This window comes from Cytobacillus oceanisediminis (assembly GCF_004366035.1).
GTDB classification, from domain to species: Bacteria; Bacillota; Bacilli; order Bacillales; family Cytobacillaceae; genus Cytobacillus; species Cytobacillus oceanisediminis_C.
Genome location: NZ_SOEE01000001.1, coordinates 757261 through 774203 on the forward strand (window position 1 = coordinate 757261; position 16943 = coordinate 774203).

Here is a 16943-nt window from a genome sequence, read left to right on the forward strand (position 1 = left end):
CTGAATCATTTCCATTAATTTCAATAGTGGTCAGACCACCGATTTAAAAATGAATGCCTAACTCTCCTAGGCTCCATTTATGCTTGTCTGATTATTTAAATATAGAGGATATCAGCTATAAAATCTGCAAAAAATTGTCGTTAGCTTTTCGACAATTTTCTCAGATTTCTATATACACGAATAACTTCGGATTCATTTCTGGAAATCAATGTCTCAATCAGCCTTGCATATTGTTCCCTAGTTACCATCATTGTCTCCAGATCCAAAGAATTATAATAATCTTTAAGGATAATCCAGATGCGGAGGAAAAGATGATTATCTGCAAGTGTGACAATTTCCAGGAAAAAGTCATCATCTGAGTAGTCTGCTTCAAGAGACCACTTTTTGAACCTAAGAAGCTGATCTTCCCCAGCCTTTTGAATGATTAGCCATAAACAATCAAGTTCGATCAGAAACTTGGTTTCTTTAACATCTCTTATGGATTTCTTATCCTGAAGAATAAACGTGCTGAGCAGCTGTACGAGCTGATGTCCTCTAAAATCCCTCATAAAAGTCCCCTCACCCCTCCTTGTCTCTATTAAGCCAAGAAGTTCAAGGGCTCTTAATGCTTCCCGTACGGAAGAGCGCCCGACACCCAGGCGCTCTGACAGCTCTCTTTCAGAAGGCAATCGATCTCCAGGCTTAAGTCCGTCATGTTCAATCATGGACCTAAGCTGTTTGACAATGCCGATATATACCTTCGTGTTATTTTGAGGTGGATTCACGTATGGAGTCACTCACCTTTTCCAATTACAGCAAGTTGCTTCGTTTTTTCCTTTACTTCTTCAGGATCCACTTTAATGCGGGCAACACCTGTTTCCATAGCTGCCTTTGCCACAGCGGCCGCAACTGCAGGCGCTACACGGGGATCGAATGGCCCAGGGATGACATAATCCGCATTCAGTTCATCCTGATGAACCAAATTGGCAATGGCTTCCACAGCAGCTACTTTCATTTTCTCATTGATATGAGTTGCACGGACATCCAGAGCTCCTCTGAAAATTCCAGGGAAAGCCAGCACATTATTGACCTGGTTCGGAAAGTCGGATCTTCCTGTACCAACTACCATCGCTCCAGCAGCTTTCGCTTCTTCTGGCATAATTTCAGGAGTTGGATTGGCCATAGCGAAAATAATCGGGTCCTGATTCATAGCACCAATCATCTCTGCCGTTAACGCTCCTGCCACAGAAACACCGATGAATACGTCTGCACCTTTAATAACATCAGCCAGGCTTCCCTTGGCATTCTCACGATTCGTATATTTCGCTACTTCATTTTTTATCTCATTCATTCCCTGTGGGCGGCCTTCATAGATGGCACCCTTCGTGTCACACATAATAATATCGCGAACACCATAGCTATAAAGAAGTTTAATGATGGCAATTCCGGCCGCACCCGCACCGTTTGCCACAACCTTAATTTCATTCATTTTCTTTCCCGAAAGCTTCAAGGCATTCACAAGACCTGCAACAGTCACAATGGCCGTGCCATGCTGGTCATCATGGAAAACAGGAATATTTGTTTCCTTTTTTAGCCGCTCCTCTACATAAAAGCAATTTGGAGCAGCAATATCTTCAAGGTTTACGCCTCCAAATGTAGGTTCAAGAAGTTTTACAGTCTCAACGATTTTATCAACATCGGTCGTATTGAGGCAAATTGGGAATGCATCCACTCCTGCAAAACTTTTGAATAGTACAGCCTTACCTTCCATTACAGGAAGGGCGGCTTCCGGTCCGATATTTCCTAATCCCAGCACAGCTGTTCCATCTGAAACAACCGCGACCATATTACCTTTCATCGTATATTCATAGACCGTTTCCGGCTTATCATAAATCTCCTTGCAGGGCTCAGCAACCCCCGGGGAGTAAGCAAGGCTTAAGTCTTTGGCATTTCGCACCTGTACTTTTGATTTAGATTCCAATTTCCCTTTATTAGCTCTATGCATATGCAGTGCTTCTTCGCGTAAGGTCAAAATTTTCACTCCTCATATTCCGGATAGGATTTATATATATAAACATAGATCGACGGACAAATATCTGCTGCCGCTCTGCCAGATTATCAGATGGCGCAGGGCTTATCTTTCGCTTCAGTGGTCAGACCAGTTTATTTTTCTTCTTACAAATATACCATAATTGTTATTGTTGTAAAGGCTAATTACTTTAAAATGACGTTATTCTGCCCAAGCACTTTCATAAGCAAATGAAGGAAATCTTCTGATGGCGAGATCAGGTCCTCTTCACCCAGGCGGATGGTTTTTCGGGAGCTTTCATAATATAAAACCACCTGAACCCGGCCTTCATTTTTCTTAAATAACTCTTTAAGCGAACGAAGATTTTCAGATGTTTCCCGATCCTCGGTAATCCTTAAATATAAAACCGGATCCTTGTTTTGCATTTTTTCAATTGCTTCCTTCACATCATCAAGATGCTGGACAATCAGCTGCTTCTTTCCGTCCCGTTCCTCTATCCTTCCTTCCGTAAAGACGATGCTTCCCTGGGAGCATAGCATTGAAAATCGGTTAAACACCTTTGGAAAAACAACTGCCTCCATATCCCCCGTCTGGTCGCTCAAGGATAGAAATGCCATTGGCTCTCCTTTTTTCGTACGGATCTTTTTCACCTCGGATAAATATGCAACTGTTTTTGCCTTATTTGCATTTCTTTCGAGTTCAAGCAGCGGACTGGCATCCAGCAGATGAAAAGATGATTCGTAAATTGAAACCGGATGATCTGATAAATACAGGCCCAGCACATCTTTTTCAAATTTCAGCTTGTCCTCGGAACGGATCGGATCTACTTCGGTATATTTAGGCTTAGGAAAAAATTCATCATCCTCAAAAAAATCAGCTTGATCGTCTTCCGGCATAACAAGCTGGGCATGTTCCGCAGCCACATCCAGACTTGCAAGCAGAACAGCTCTATCTTCCCCAAATTCATCAAAGCTGCCTGAATGAACCAGGGATTCGAGGACCTTGCGATTAACAGCTTTTGTTGAAACCCTTATGCAAAAATCAAACAGATCTTCAAAGCGCTTATTTTTCCTAGCCTGAAAAATATCCCTTAAAGCTGCAGCACCTACGCCTTTTATGGCTGCAAGACTATACCTGATTGAATCTTTCTCTACCAGAAATGAATAGCCGCTTTTATTTATGGATGGCGGGCTGAGCGCCAAACCCATCTGTTTCAGTTCTCCGATATACTGGGCAATCCTGCCTTCATTGCCTACTGCTGAAGTCAGCAGTGAAGCCATAAAGTAAAGCGGATAATGAGTTTTTAAATATGCCAGCTGATAAGCTATGAAACTGTATGCAACCGCATGGCTCCGGTTAAATCCATAGTTTGCAAACCGGACAATCAGATCATATATATCATGAGCAGCTTGTTCATTATAGCCTTTCTTCACCGCTCCCCCTACAAAATGGACACGCTCACGGTCAAGCACTTCTTTTTGCTTCTTGCTGACTGCTCTCCGAAGCAAATCGGCTTCACCCAGTGAAAATCCTGCCATTTTTGCAGCGATTTGCATAATTTGTTCCTGATACACGATGACACCATACGTATTTTCAAGAATAGGCTTCAAATCAGGATGCGGATATATAATCGGCTTCCTCCCTTGCTTTCTATCAATAAACAGCGGGATATTTTCCATTGGGCCGGGGCGGTAAAGGGCATTGACAGCCACAATATCTTCAAAGCGTGTTGGCTGAAGCCTTGTCAGAACACTTCGCATCCCCTCAGACTCAAGCTGGAAAATGCCTGTAGTATCTCCTCTTCCCAAAAGACTGTATACTGCCTCATCATCCATGGGAATGTTTTTTATATCAATCTGTGTGCCTGTCTTTCTCTGAATAGAGCTTAAGATATTCTCGATTAGTGTCAGGTTCCTAAGACCGAGAAAATCCATTTTTAATAGGCCGACATCCTCAAGATGTTCCATCGAGTATTGGGTCAAATAAACATTCTCATGTCCCTTTTGAATGGGAATGGCCTCAACCAGCGGGTGCTCGCTGATTACAATACCGGCAGCATGAGTGGATGTGTGCCTTGGGAGACCTTCCAGTTTGATAGCCGTTTCAAAAAGTCTGCGATTTAAATCGGATTCCTCGATGAATCTTCTTAAAGGCTCTGATTCTTTGTAAGCCTCTTTGAGACTGATGCCCAATTTGGAAGGTACTTTTCTTGAAAGCATGTCCAGCTCTTTCGGATTAAGCCCAAATGCCCTGCCGACATCCCGTAGTGCCGCCTTAGCTGCTAATGTTCCAAACGTAAGAATTTGAGCAACATGGAGCTCTCCATATTTCCTGGACACATACCGAATCACCTCATCCCTTCTGTGATCCGGGAAATCGATATCAATATCAGGCATGGAAATTCTTTCTGGATTAAGGAACCGCTCAAATAATAACTGATGCTCAATTGGATCCACATCTGTAATATATAAGACATAAGCAACCATCGAACCGGCAGCAGATCCCCGCCCCGGACCGGTTAAAATCCCATTTTCTCTCGAAAACTTCATAAAATCCCAAACGATTAGAAAATAATCGCTGAACTTCATGTTATTAATTATATTCAGCTCATACTGCAAACGCTCCCTATGCTCACCATCTGCATCCGGATATCTGTCAGCAAAACCCTTCCAGCAAACTTCTGCCAATAGCTCATCGGCACTCATCCCTTTTACAGCAGGGTATTTAGGGAGGTTCTGTTTATCCAGCTCAAGCATTACATTGCATTGCTCTGCTATCTTAATCGTATTTTCCAAAGCATCCGGATAACCCGATAACAATTCTGCCATTTCCCCGGATGACTTTAAATAATACTCATCACTCTTCAGCCGCTCTCTCGCTTCATCCTGAAGCTTTTCTCCATTTTTAATGGCCAGCAGGCACTCATGGGCAAAAGCATCTTCTTTCTTTATGTAACAGACACCATTTGAAGCCGCCAGGCCAATCCCGGTTTCCCCGGAAAGCTGAACCAGAAGTTCATGGTTTTTTTTCTCTTCACGCAGTCCATGATCCTGTATAGCTAAAAAGAAGGAATGCGGATCGAAAAGACTGCTGAAAAGTTCAGCTGTTCTTTTTGCCTGGCCGTATTCACCTGCCTCAAGATAGTGTTCTATCTCCCCATCAAGGCCGGGAGTTAAAGCAAACAATCCTCCTGCATAGTGCTTAAGCCATTTAACAGGGATGCCTTCAGGCGATTTTGTCTGGACTGTGCTTGTGATTTTTAATAGATTCTGAAAACCCTGTCTGTCTTTAGCCAAAAGAACCATCGGATAAGCTTCCCCTTCGGATACCTCGCTTAATACATCCACAGAGAGGCCCAGGATTGGCTTTATGGATTGCTTAAGACATTCTTTATAAAAGGCAACAGCTCCGTACATGACATTCCGGTCCGTTAAAGCCAGGGCAGGAAACCTGTTTTCCCTGGCGCCTGACACAAGCTGTTCTACTCTTGCCGTGCTCGATAGCAGGCTATAAGCGCTATATACATGAAGGTGAATAAATGACACGTTTCTCACACCCTTACTTACTCTGTATTTTCATTATAGAACGCCCGTTTCCAAAAAGAAAATATGTTCTCTTTCTAACGGCAGCTAAAAAACATATTTTCCTAAGTTTGTCCATATGATGAAGTATCAAGATAATTCTGGCAGGGCCATTCCTGCAGCGAGGATGGATGATATGAATACCCAGCCCTTTTTTTCCACTTTAATTGATAGTTATTTTATTGCTTTCGGTGTTTTGATAGGAGGTTCAATCATTGGAGGTATGGCTGCTTTTCTGACAGGAAAGCCTCCTTTAAATCAAATCTTCCAGATTTCTAATATGATACGCATCTGGGCTATCATTGCAGCAATCGGAGGAACCTTTGATACAGTTTACAGCTTTGAAAGAGGTGTCATGGACGGACAGACAAAGGATATATTTAAACAATTCATGCTGATCCTTTCTGCTCTCGGAGGGGCCCAGACAGGCGCCATGCTTATTAACTGGCTTACTCAGGAGAACATTTCAGCATGAGGATACCGCCTTACTACCGATTGCCATCCTGGCAGCGCTTTTTAGCAGGAATGGCCATAGGAGGCATCATCAGCTGGTTTATTTTTTTATTTGTTTTTGGACAGTGGCAGGAGAGATACAGCAAAGAAATCAAGCTTCAAAAGGATGCTATTTTTGAATTGGAAAAAGATAAGGAAATCTGGCAAGAGGAATTCAAAAAACTAAATAAAGAAAACCAGAAAAAACTGACTGTCCAGGATATATCCATTAAAATTGTCAACAGCGAAAAATATAAATTGGATTCCTTCAGTGTTTTTCAGCTGGAAGATGAAATAAAAGAGGATATTAGCATGATGGTTGCCAAAGACATCGATACTGTTTACAAAAGCAGCGAACTGATCAAGAAAATAATAGAAAATAAAACACATCGGGTAAATGAAAAGAGATACCGGGTGGAAGTTAAAGAACTGGTCATCTATACAACCGTCTCAATTGAATTAAATATTATGCTGGATTAATGCCCGGCTTTTGCCGGGCATTAGATGTTAGTTAGCTTTGCAGACATCCTCCAAATCTCTTACAACCGATTCCATCTCTTTCCATGAATAAATGGAAGCTCCGGCAGCAAGAGGATGTCCTCCGCCATTATACTTTCTTGCAACTTCATTAATAATTGGACCCTTCGAACGGAACCGCACACGGATTTGATCGCTCTCCTCAATAAAGAAAACCCAAGCTTTTATTCCCTTCACATCGCCAAGAATACTTACAAGCAGGGAAGCTTTAGAAGGTACTGCCTGAAATTCTTCGAGCAGCTCTTTTTTCAGGATCATGACAGCTGCCCCGCTGTCTCTCATTTCAAAGTTCTGCAGCACATAGCCCTTCAATTTAACAATATTTGCGTCCAGCTCGTACATCTTATCAAACAGTTCCGGCCGCGAAAAATTATAGTGAATCAGTTCACCTGCATATGAAAACGTCTTTTCTGTCGTGCTTGGATAGAGGAAACGGCCAGTGTCCCCTACTATTCCGGCAAATAACACTCTAGCAGCTTCATCAGACATTTTCAGACCCTGATCTTTGCCGAAAAGATAAAACTCATAAATCATTTCACTGGTCGAGCTTGCATCCGTATCAACCCACATCATATCTCCATACGGATCCATATTCGGGTGATGATCAATTTTGATCAGTTTATTACCCGTTCCATATCTATCATCACATATCCGTTCCGCATTTGCTGTATCACAGACAATGACCAGCGCCCCATTATATGTATCATCAGATATCTCATCCAGCCTTCTCATATAATGAAGTGTTTCTTCTTCCTTCCCCACAGTGAAGATTGACTTTTCAGGGAATGAAGCCTTCAGAATTTCAGCAAGACCTCCCTGTGAACCATATGCATCCGGATCAGGACGGACATGCCTATGAATAATGATTGTTTCATATTTTTTAATTTCATCAAGTATCTTTTGTTTCATGGCGCGCTCCTTTTTTCTGAATACTACTTTATTTTTACCACATCATCGTGAAAAGAAAAAGAAAACACAGCACGCTTATGGCAATTTTTTAATAATGAAGGTAAAATAATAAGAGATTGTCGAAACTTGGAGGTTATGAAATGCCTATCTTTGTTATCCTGATTATTCTCTCTTTTTCTTTCTATATTTTCTACAAAGTGAAATTCTTCAGAAGCAGACAGCCGGCTGAAAGACAATGGATATCAGCCAAGTCCAGGATTGCGCTTGGAACATTCGTCGCCATATTTGGCGTTAATCAGCTGTTTTTATACAATACAACAACAGCTCTCATTGTGGGAATTGTGTTTATCCTTGTTGGAGTATTAAGCATATGGGGCGGCATAAAAGCATATAAGTTTTACATGCCTCATGCTGCAAAAGAAGTTGAGCAAGCAAGGAAAAGTTAAATTTAAACCGTACTTCCGAAAGAGCTCTGCAAAAAAAGCCGTTCAAAATGTGAGCGGCTTTTTCTTCATTAGTAAGAAAGGATATCCTTGAACGTGATTACTTTCTAGCGCAAGCAGCCTGCCCCCTTGGGGTGAGGCCCCAGGACAAGGAAGTCTTCGTCAGCATAAACATCGCACGACCGAAAGCGGAGCTTTTGGGAGGATGTGGTTCTTAGTCTGCGCCTTTGTCGGCAAGGGGCTTCCGCTTTTCTTATTTTAATGTCTGTCAATAAGCTGGCACATCATCATCGCCTTGCCTACAAGGACACCTTCGTTAAAAACTTCCACATCCACTTTTCCGAACTTCCGTCCTACTTCCAATACTTTTGGATAGATTTCAAGCATACTGTCGATTTGAACAGGCTTAATAAAGTAGACCGTCATATTTTCAACTACGAGATCACCTTTTTTATAGCTTCTTAACACTCTGTTTGCAGCTTCCGAAACAATGGTTGTAAAGACTCCATAGGATATGGTTCCAAGGTGGTTGGTCATCTGGGGAGTAACCTCACAGCGATAAACGTCATCCCCTTTTGTTTTTCCCCGAGTCATAACCAGCTGGTTGGTGACTATGTCGTCAATTGTTTCACCCACCTGCGGCTGCCTTTGGATCATCTGCAGCGCCTTCAGCACGTCCTGACGGCTAACAATCCCTTCGAGTTTATTGGCTTCATCTATCACAGGAAGCAATTCAATCCCTTCCCATACCATCATATGCGAGGAAGACGCAACGCTCGTTTTTCCGCCAACCGTCATAGGGTTTTTGGTCATAATTTTTTCAATAAGCGTTTCTTTATCATGTCCCATAATATCCTTTGAAGTGACAACTCCCTGCACTCTTAGATTACTGTCGACAACCGGGAATCGGCTATGGCCGGTTTCACGATTGTACGTTAGCCAATCTGCAATTGTATCGGTTGTTTTCAGGAAAATCGCTTCTTCCAGAGGAGTCAGGATATCTTCAACAAGTACAATCTCCTTTTTGATCAGCTGGTCATAGATAGCCCGATTGATCATAGTTGCCACTGTGAAGGTGTCATAGCTGCTTGAGATCACAGGAAGCTGCAGGTCGTCAGCAAGCTTTTTGACATGGTCTTCTGTATCAAAGCCCCCAGTAATTAACACAGCAGCCCCAGCCTTCAAAGCTAATTCGTGTGCCTGGGTCCGGTTTCCGACAATCAGCAGGTTTCCGGCATCCGTGTACCTCATCATCGCTTCAAGCTTCATCGCTCCAATAACAAACTTGTTCAGTGTTTTATGGAGACCGGCTCTTCCTCCGAGCACCTGGCCGTCAACGATATTAACAACTTCGGCAAAAGTAAGCTTCTCAATATTTTCTTTCTTTTTCCGCTCAATTCTTATTGTCCCAACACGTTCTATTGTACTGACATATCCCTTATTTTCAGCATCCTTAATTGCTCTGTATGCAGTCCCTTCACTCACTGCGAGCGCCTTGGCGATCTGTCTGACCGATATCTTTTCTCCAATTGGCAGTTCATCAATGTAATGTAATATTTGCTCATGCTTAGTAGCCAAGACTTTCACCCTCTACAAATTATTCCTTATTTTTCATTATAAGGGTAAAGAGGCCTTGATACAATTGACTTCGCCAATCTTAAATTATCTCAGTCTAACGGGCAGTAAAACCCCACTGATTGAAGTTTCACTTTATCTGCCGAAGGAACGCACCCGCTTCCTGTCTGCCATTTTGCCCGCCTGTTTTCCCGAAGCAGCCGCTTTTTTCGGGGCAAACAGCAATGCAGTCAGGTTTCCGGCAATGACAAAAAGGGCAAGGGCCAGCCAGCTGATGGCAAAGACCCCTTCAGTCCCTCCATTAAACACACCCATTCTAGGAGCGGCATAATAAAGCATCAATCCGCACAGCAGCAAACATAGCAAATATCGATTTTTATTCAATCTAGCTTCCTCCTTTATCCTATCCTCCCTAAAATGTATGCGGACAGGCTGGGAAAATGATTGATTTTTAGTCATAAAGACAAACGCAGCCTCCTTCAGAAGCTGCGTTTTCATATTATAATTCGATTGAATCTCCTGCTTCCAGCACCTGCCCGACTCCTGTTTCCAGCATGCTGATGAATTTATGCGGATCCTGCCTTATTGGCGGGAACGTGTTGAAGTGAATCGGAACCACCTTTTTGGCGCCAAGGAGTTCTGCTGCGTATGCTGCATCATCCGGACCCATAGTAAAATTGTCTCCGATCGGCAGAAATGCCAAATCTATCGGATGCCGATCGCCAATTAACTTCATGTCAGAGAATAACCCTGTATCCCCTGCATGATAAATCGTTTTTCCTTCTAAAGTGATGAGAACACCAGCCGGCATTCCCAAATAAATGATTTCCTGATTCTCTGTCTCGAGGCCTGTTCCATGAAATGCTGGTGTCAGCTTTACTCTTCCGAAGTCAAAATCATATCCGCCGCCGATCGACATTCCATGCGCGTTAACCCCCTGCCAGCCCAGATAGGTGGCAAGCTCAAAGTTGGCAATGACAAGACAATCATTCCGCTTTGCCAGTTCAATCGTGTCCCCAAGATGGTCACCATGTCCATGGGTGACAATGATGACATCTGGCTTTTGATCCTCAGCTTTTAAGTCTGTCAAGTCATTCCCGGTAATAAAAGGATCTATTAAGATGGTTTTTCCCTGTGATTCGATTTTCACTATGGCATGGCCATGAAATGATACTTTCAATTTTATGCTCCTCTCTAATTTTAAGTTATGTAAGTTACTTCAACGAAAAACAAGTTATTCCTGCTTTCTTTATAATATATACCCGAATTGGCAATCTTTAAAAAGTTTACATTTTCTTATTTAGTTGCTACTCTCAAAGTATCAGTACATAAGGAGGTTCACTATGAATAACAGATTGCAGAAATTGTCACAGTGGATGAGGGAAAATGATATCCAGGTCACCTTTGTAACATCACCGGATAATGTTTTTTATTTAAGCGGCTTTTTAAGCGATCCACATGAACGCTTGCTTGGGCTGGCTGTTTTCCAGGAAGAAGAGCCTTTCCTCGTATGTCCGGCCATGGAAAAAGAAGATGCCAAAAAAGCAGGATGGAGCCATGAAATTATTGGCTACAGCGATATTCAGAACCCTTGGGAATTTATCCAGACATCCATACAAAAAAGAGTTGGTAAGGTAAATAAAGCAGCAATCGAAAAAGAGCATATGAATGTAGAGCGGTATGAAGCCATTTCTGCTCTGTTCAGCGGCGCTTCATTCGCTTCGGCAGAAGAAAAGCTTCGTCAGCTTCGTATGGTTAAAGATGAAAAAGAATTGGAAATCATTCGCGAAGCATGTGAACTGGCTGATTTTGCGATTGAAACAGGCTGTGCCGAGATCCAGGAAGGAAAAACGGAACTGGATGTTCTGGCTGCAGTAGAATATGCGTTAAAGAAAAAAGGCGTTAATGAAATGTCTTTCTCTACCATGGTCCTGACGGGGGCTAACGGAGCTTCTCCTCATGGCACACCAGGAATGACGAAGATTCAAAAAGGGGATTTAGTCCTGTTTGACCTCGGAGTTGTCTGGAATGGCTACTGCTCAGATATTACTAGAACTGTAGCTTATGGTGATATCAATGATAAACAAAAAGAAATTTATGATACCGTCTTAAAAGCTCAGCTTGCAGCTGTTGAAGCGAGCAAGCCGGGAGTCACTTGCGCAGATATTGACCTGACAGCTAGAAACCTGATAGCAGAAGCCGGCTACGGCGAATATTTCCCGCATCGATTGGGCCATGGACTAGGTGTGAGCGTTCATGAATATCCTTCATTAACAGAAACAAACTCACTTTTGCTTGAAGAAGGTATGGTATTCACCATTGAGCCAGGAATCTATGTCCCAGGCGTTGCCGGAGTGCGGATTGAAGATGACCTTGCTGTAACAGCAGACGGAGTTGAAATTTTAACCAAGTTCCCGAAAGAGCTTCAGGTTATTAAATAGAAATTTATAAAATCCCACAGAAAATCCGGAGCTATTCAGCCCCGGATTTTTTATGAAATAAGTGTATAAAATCAGCATTCAGATAAGTGTCTATCTCGAGCCGATAAGCGGGCACCTGAAGCTTTTTCTATTGCTGTTCCAATTGCGTAATCGTATCTGAATAGTCAAGGCTATGGGCTTCAGCTACCGCTTTGTATGTCACATAACCATTTAATGTATTAACTCCCTTTAATAAAGCCTCATTATCCAGACATGCCTGCTTGTAGCCTTTATTCGCAATTTGTACTGCATATGGCACTGTCACGTTGGTCAGTGCAAGAGTGGATGTTCTGGGAACTGCTCCAGGCATATTAGCCACTGCATAATGAACTACGCCATGCTTTTCATATGTGGGATTATCATGTGTTGTAATTCGATCAGTTGTTTCGAATATTCCACCCTGATCGATCGCAATGTCCACGATTACAGAGCCCGGGTTCATCGATTTAATCATATCCTCTGTGACAAGCTTTGGTGCTTTTGCTCCCGGAATAAGTACGGCTCCAATCACGAGATCTGAATCCTTAACAGCTTCAGCGATATTGTAAGGGTTAGAGATCAGAGTTGTTACATCTATTCCGAAGATATCATCCAGCTGCCGAAGGCGGTCGGGATTCAAGTCAATCATTGTGACCTTTGCCCCAAGGCCTATTGCCATTTTTGCAGCATTGGTTCCAGCAACCCCGCCGCCGATAATGGTAACATTTCCACGCTGTACACCTGGTACCCCCGATAGCAGGATTCCTTTCCCTCCATGTATTTTTTCTAAAAATTGGGCTCCTACCTGAGCTGCCATTCTCCCGGCTACTTCACTCATTGGAGTCAATAGAGGCAAACTCCGGTTGGGAAGCTGGACTGTTTCATAAGCGATGCCAGCTACTTTCTTATCAATTAAAGCACTTGTCAAATCAGGTTCAGCAGCCAAATGCAGATATGTAAAGAGAATTAACCCTTCCCGAAAATATACATATTCGCCTGGTATCGGCTCTTTTACCTTCATGACCATATCCATTGACCATGCCTCTTCTGGAGTTTGAACAATATGTGCACCAGCACTTATATAGTCGTTATCCGAAAAACCGGAACCTGTCCCGGCATCTGCTTCGATGTAGACTTCATGTCCAAATTGAATGAGATTCATAACCCCAGCAGGGGTCATAGCAACCCTGTTTTCATTGTTTTTTACTTCCTTTGGAACTCCGATACGCATGCTGCATACCTCCGTATTGTAAGTGATGTACCTATTAACTTTATATGGCAATTTGATGGAAAAGTATACAATTGCTTTGCCCATTTTTTCTTTTTCCGCATTCTTAATCCTCAGCTAAAAAGCTCTCATGATTTATGAGAGCTTTGCTTCTTTTACTTATTGTAGATACCCTTCATTCCGTTCGTGAGCTTCCATGTCAAACTCGGCATTCGGCTGATCAATAACACCGCTGTTATAGGCATTCATGATTTGTGCGCTAACTTCATTTGTACCCTGCTCATCAAAAAAATATGCGGATCCTGCTTGTGGTTCTCGCTTTTCCATCCTCATCTGCTCCTTTAATATATTTTTATCAGCCTTACTATTGTTCGATTTTTTGTTACAGATATTCAGATTTAACAGCTGTATAATATAGGTAAAGGAGGAGATACAAATGGGCATGAAGTATAAAAACATATTAGTCGCTGTAGATGGTTCAACGGAAGCAGAATGGGCTTTTAAAAAAGCGATTGAAATTGCGAAGCGCAATAACGCTTCTCTTGTATTGGCACATATCATTGATACCCGCACCTTTGCTACTGTTGAAGCCTATGACCGTACAATAGCTGAAAGGGCTGACCGTTTCGCTACTGAATTAATGGAAAAATACAAAAGAACGGCAATGGATGCAGGCATCGAGAATGTAACATATGAAGTCGATTATGGTTCCCCAAAAGTGAAAATCCCAAAAGATATTGCAAGAAAGCACAACGTCGACCTGATCATTTGCGGTGCAACAGGCATGAACGCAGTTGAACGTTTCATCATCGGCAGTGTATCTGAACATATTACCCGCTATGCCCGCTGTGATGTCCTCGTTGTCAGAACGGATAAGGAAGATGAAAAATAGAAAAAATGGCGCTGCCTTTTGCAGCGCCATTTTTTCATTATTTATTGGCAATCTCTTTAATGCCGAGAGATTCCTTCGCTTTATCAATCGCGATGCTTACTTGTTTGAATCCTGTCCCGCCTGCACTATTTCTTCTTTTGACAGCTGTATAAGGATTCAGTACTTCATAAATATCTTCTTCGAACAATGAATGGGCGTTCTTGAAATCATCAAGCGGCAAATCTCCAAGGAAGCATCCCTTTTGTACACAGACAAGAACCAGTTTCCCGACAATCTCATGCGCTTCTCTGAATGGAATGCCTTTATCAGATAGATAATCCGCCAATTCAGTAGCGTTGGAAAAATCATTTTTAGTTGCTTTTTCCATTTGCTCTTTTTTAATCTTCATGGTGCGGATCATCCCTGCAAAGATTTTCAGCGAACCTGTGACTGTCTTTACAGTGTCAAACATCCCTTCCTTATCTTCCTGCATATCTTTATTATATGCTAGCGGCAGACCCTTCAGTACTGTCAGCAGCCCCATGAGGTTACCGTATACACGCCCCGTTTTACCGCGGATGAGTTCCGCCATATCCGGATTCTTCTTCTGCGGCATAATGCTGCTGCCGGTTGCAAAGCTGTCATCCAGTTCAATGAATTGAAACTCCTGGCTTGACCAAAGGATGAATTCTTCACTTAAACGGGACAGATGCATCATCAGGATTGAGCTTGAGGATAAAAACTCAAGAATAAAGTCTCTGTCGCTGACCGCATCCAGGCTGTTCTCATAGATCCCTTCAAATCCCAGAAGTTCAGCCGTATACTCACGGTCAATTGGGAAAGTGGTGCCAGCCAGAGCCCCTGCTCCAAGAGGAGATAAGTTTATTCTCTTTAAGCTTTCAGAAAAACGCTCTTTGTCCCTCTCAAGCATCCAGAAATAGGCCATTAAATGGTGGCCGAAAGAGATCGGCTGGGCCCGCTGCAGATGAGTATAGCCGGGCATGATGGTTTCCACATTATTTTCAGCCTGGATGATTAACTCTTCCTGCATTTCCTGGATCAATTCAACAATCTGCTCCACCTGCTTGCGCAAGTATAAATGCATATCTGTTGCCACCTGGTCATTTCGGCTCCTTGCGGTATGAAGTTTACCGCCGACAGGCCCAGACAGTTCGGTCAAATGACTCTCAAGATTTAAATGGATATCTTCAAGCTTTACTGAGTAAGCCAGTTCATCCTTAACTGCTTTCTCTTTAAGCTGCTGAAGGCCTGTTTTGATTTTTTGAGCTTCGTCTTCTGTGATGATTCCTGTTTTAGAAAGCATGGCAACATGGGCCATGCTTCCTTCGATATCTTCCATAACCAATTCCTGGTCAAATGAAATCGACGCTCCGAACTCATCTACCCATTCTTCAGCAGATTTTGTGAATCTGCCTCCCCATAATTTTTTCACACTGTCACCTTCTTGCTGTTTTGAACAATGCTCTGTACCTTTGTAGGCAATCCCCAAAGCTTAATAAAGCCCACTGCCGCATTATGGTCAAATTCATCATCAGAAGTATAAGTTGCTAACTTTTCATCGTACAGGGAATAAGGCGATTTTCTTCCTTCAACAATCGCATGGCCTTTAAACAGCTTCACTCTTACTGTTCCTGTAACAAAGGTTTGTGTCTCTTTCAGGAAAGCTGTTAAAGCATTGTTAAGCTGAGAGAACCACAATCCCTCGTATATAAGCTCAGCCACTTTTTTCTCAATAACCGGTTTAAAGTGGGCCATTTCTTTTACCATCGTTAAATCCTCAAGCTCTTTATGTGCTTTAAGAAGTGTCATTGCTCCCGGACACTCGTAAACTTCACGGGACTTGATTCCGACAAGCCGATTTTCCACATGATCGATACGCCCAACTCCATGCTTGCCTGCAACCTCATTCAGTTCGGCAATAAGCTCGGAAAGCTTCATACTTTTGCCATTCAAGCTGACTGGTACACCCTTTTCAAAGCCGATTTCAACCGTATCAGGTGTATCAGGTGCTTTTTCAAGAGAAACAGTAAGATCGTATGCATCTTCCGGAGGAGCTGCCCATGGATCTTCCAGGACTCCGCACTCATTGCTTCTGCCCCATAGGTTTTGATCAATGCTGTATGGAGAATCCAGATTAATTGGGATGGGGATATTGTTTTGTTTTGCATATTCAATTTCTTCCTCACGTGACCAGCTCCACTCACGAACCGGAGCTAACACCTGAAGATCAGGGTTTAGGGCCTGTATTGCCACTTCAAAACGAACCTGGTCATTTCCTTTGCCGGTACATCCATGCGCGACTGCTACTGCACCTTCTTTTTCTGCTACTTCAACAAGCTTTTTGGCAATCAGCGGGCGTGAAAGTGCAGAGACTAATGGATACTTATTTTCATATAAGGCATGTGCCTGCAGCGCTATTAATGCATATTCATTAGCAAATTCCTCTTTTGCATCAATCACATATGATTGGACAGCTCCAACAGTTAAAGCTTTTTTCTGGATAAAGTTCAGATCTTTTCCTTCACCAACGTCAAGGCAGCAGGCAACAACAGCATAACCTTGATCCTGCAGCCATTTAACCGCAACTGATGTATCCAAACCGCCCGAGTATGCAAGAACAACTTTATTTTGTGACATTTATATTTCCTCCTTAGATTATACGTATAAATATACAGATAAATTATGTTTTTATTCATTTATTATTCTCTTACTTTAACAACCTTTTCTTTAAAAATCAATACTTATTCTAAAAAATGTATAAAAATAAATATAATTTCCCCAATAAAAAAAGGCAAAAGGCCCATTTTGGCTTTTGCCTG

16 protein-coding genes are annotated in these 16943 nt (G+C 42.5%); 5 read left to right on the plus strand and 11 right to left on the minus strand.

Features of this window, described 5'->3' with window-relative positions:
- Positions 1–140 precede the first annotated feature (140 nt).
- The 3 genes from DFO72_RS03875 to dnaE form a co-directional block, all read right to left on the minus strand.
- Positions 141–704, minus strand: a complete 564-nt coding sequence (locus DFO72_RS03875; RefSeq protein ID WP_243856056.1) for a FadR/GntR family transcriptional regulator — start codon at positions 702–704, stop codon at positions 141–143.
- A gap of 68 nt (positions 705–772) precedes the next feature.
- Positions 773–2011 carry an NAD(P)-dependent malic enzyme gene (locus DFO72_RS03880; protein WP_113882610.1) on the minus strand — a complete coding sequence of 413 codons (1239 nt, stop codon included), beginning with the start codon at positions 2009–2011 and terminating at the stop codon, positions 773–775.
- Positions 2012–2193: 182 nt separating this feature from the next.
- The gene (dnaE, locus tag DFO72_RS03885; RefSeq protein WP_113882609.1) at positions 2194–5553 is read right to left on the minus strand and encodes a DNA polymerase III subunit alpha; all 3360 of its coding nucleotides are present in this window, start codon (positions 5551–5553) and stop codon (positions 2194–2196) included.
- A gap of 115 nt (positions 5554–5668) precedes the next feature.
- Here dnaE and DFO72_RS03890 point away from each other — a divergent pair, with 115 nt between their 5' ends.
- On the plus strand, positions 5669–6064 hold the full coding sequence (locus tag DFO72_RS03890; protein WP_019383072.1) for a YtrH family sporulation protein: 396 nt from the start codon (positions 5669–5671) through the stop codon (positions 6062–6064).
- Positions 6061–6561, plus strand: coding sequence for a sporulation membrane protein YtrI (ytrI, locus tag DFO72_RS03895; RefSeq protein ID WP_113882608.1), 501 nt, complete (start codon positions 6061–6063; stop codon positions 6559–6561). Before DFO72_RS03890 ends, ytrI begins: the two co-directional genes overlap by 4 nt.
- A gap of 27 nt (positions 6562–6588) precedes the next feature.
- On the opposite strand, the gene DFO72_RS03900 is transcribed toward ytrI, so the two are convergent.
- Positions 6589–7527, minus strand: a complete 939-nt coding sequence (locus DFO72_RS03900; protein WP_113882607.1) for a DHH family phosphoesterase — start codon at positions 7525–7527, stop codon at positions 6589–6591.
- Between the two features lie 140 nt (positions 7528–7667).
- On the opposite strand from DFO72_RS03900, the gene DFO72_RS03905 reads away from it, so the two are divergent.
- Entirely contained in the window at positions 7668–7973 is a 306-nt protein-coding gene (locus tag DFO72_RS03905) for a YtpI family protein (RefSeq protein ID WP_113882606.1), read from the plus strand.
- 255 nt (positions 7974–8228) lie between these two features.
- On the opposite strand, the gene DFO72_RS03910 is transcribed toward DFO72_RS03905, so the two are convergent.
- The 3 genes from DFO72_RS03910 to DFO72_RS03920 all read right to left on the minus strand — a co-directional run bounded on the left by DFO72_RS03910 (position 8229) and on the right by DFO72_RS03920 (position 10725).
- Entirely contained in the window at positions 8229–9548 is a 1320-nt protein-coding gene (locus tag DFO72_RS03910; protein WP_113882605.1) for a CBS domain-containing protein, read from the minus strand.
- 132 nt (positions 9549–9680) lie between these two features.
- A complete protein-coding gene (locus DFO72_RS03915) occupies positions 9681–9929 on the minus strand; it encodes a hypothetical protein (RefSeq protein ID WP_113882853.1) in 249 nt (82 codons plus the stop codon).
- A gap of 115 nt (positions 9930–10044) precedes the next feature.
- Complete coding sequence (locus DFO72_RS03920; protein ID WP_113882604.1) at positions 10045–10725, minus strand: metal-dependent hydrolase; 681 nt, start codon at positions 10723–10725, stop codon at positions 10045–10047.
- Between the two features lie 163 nt (positions 10726–10888).
- On the opposite strand from DFO72_RS03920, the gene DFO72_RS03925 reads away from it, so the two are divergent.
- Positions 10889–11986 carry a M24 family metallopeptidase gene (locus DFO72_RS03925; protein WP_113882603.1) on the plus strand — a complete coding sequence of 366 codons (1098 nt, stop codon included), beginning with the start codon at positions 10889–10891 and terminating at the stop codon, positions 11984–11986.
- Positions 11987–12113: 127 nt separating this feature from the next.
- On the opposite strand, the gene ald is transcribed toward DFO72_RS03925, so the two are convergent.
- Positions 12114–13235, minus strand: coding sequence for an alanine dehydrogenase (ald, locus tag DFO72_RS03930; RefSeq protein WP_113882602.1), 1122 nt, complete (start codon positions 13233–13235; stop codon positions 12114–12116).
- Between the two features lie 156 nt (positions 13236–13391).
- The gene (locus DFO72_RS29275; RefSeq protein ID WP_166672414.1) at positions 13392–13559 is read right to left on the minus strand and encodes a hypothetical protein; all 168 of its coding nucleotides are present in this window, start codon (positions 13557–13559) and stop codon (positions 13392–13394) included.
- Between the two features lie 109 nt (positions 13560–13668).
- Here DFO72_RS29275 and DFO72_RS03935 point away from each other — a divergent pair, with 109 nt between their 5' ends.
- Positions 13669–14124, plus strand: a complete 456-nt coding sequence (locus DFO72_RS03935; protein WP_113882601.1) for a universal stress protein — start codon at positions 13669–13671, stop codon at positions 14122–14124.
- 37 nt (positions 14125–14161) lie between these two features.
- Here the strand turns inward: DFO72_RS03935 and argH are convergent, their stop codons facing one another.
- Entirely contained in the window at positions 14162–15556 is a 1395-nt protein-coding gene (argH, locus tag DFO72_RS03940) for an argininosuccinate lyase (RefSeq protein WP_113882600.1), read from the minus strand.
- Positions 15553–16761, minus strand: a complete 1209-nt coding sequence (locus DFO72_RS03945) for an argininosuccinate synthase (RefSeq protein ID WP_113882599.1) — start codon at positions 16759–16761, stop codon at positions 15553–15555. Before DFO72_RS03945 ends, argH begins: the two co-directional genes overlap by 4 nt.
- Between the last annotated feature and the right edge of the window lie 182 nt (positions 16762–16943).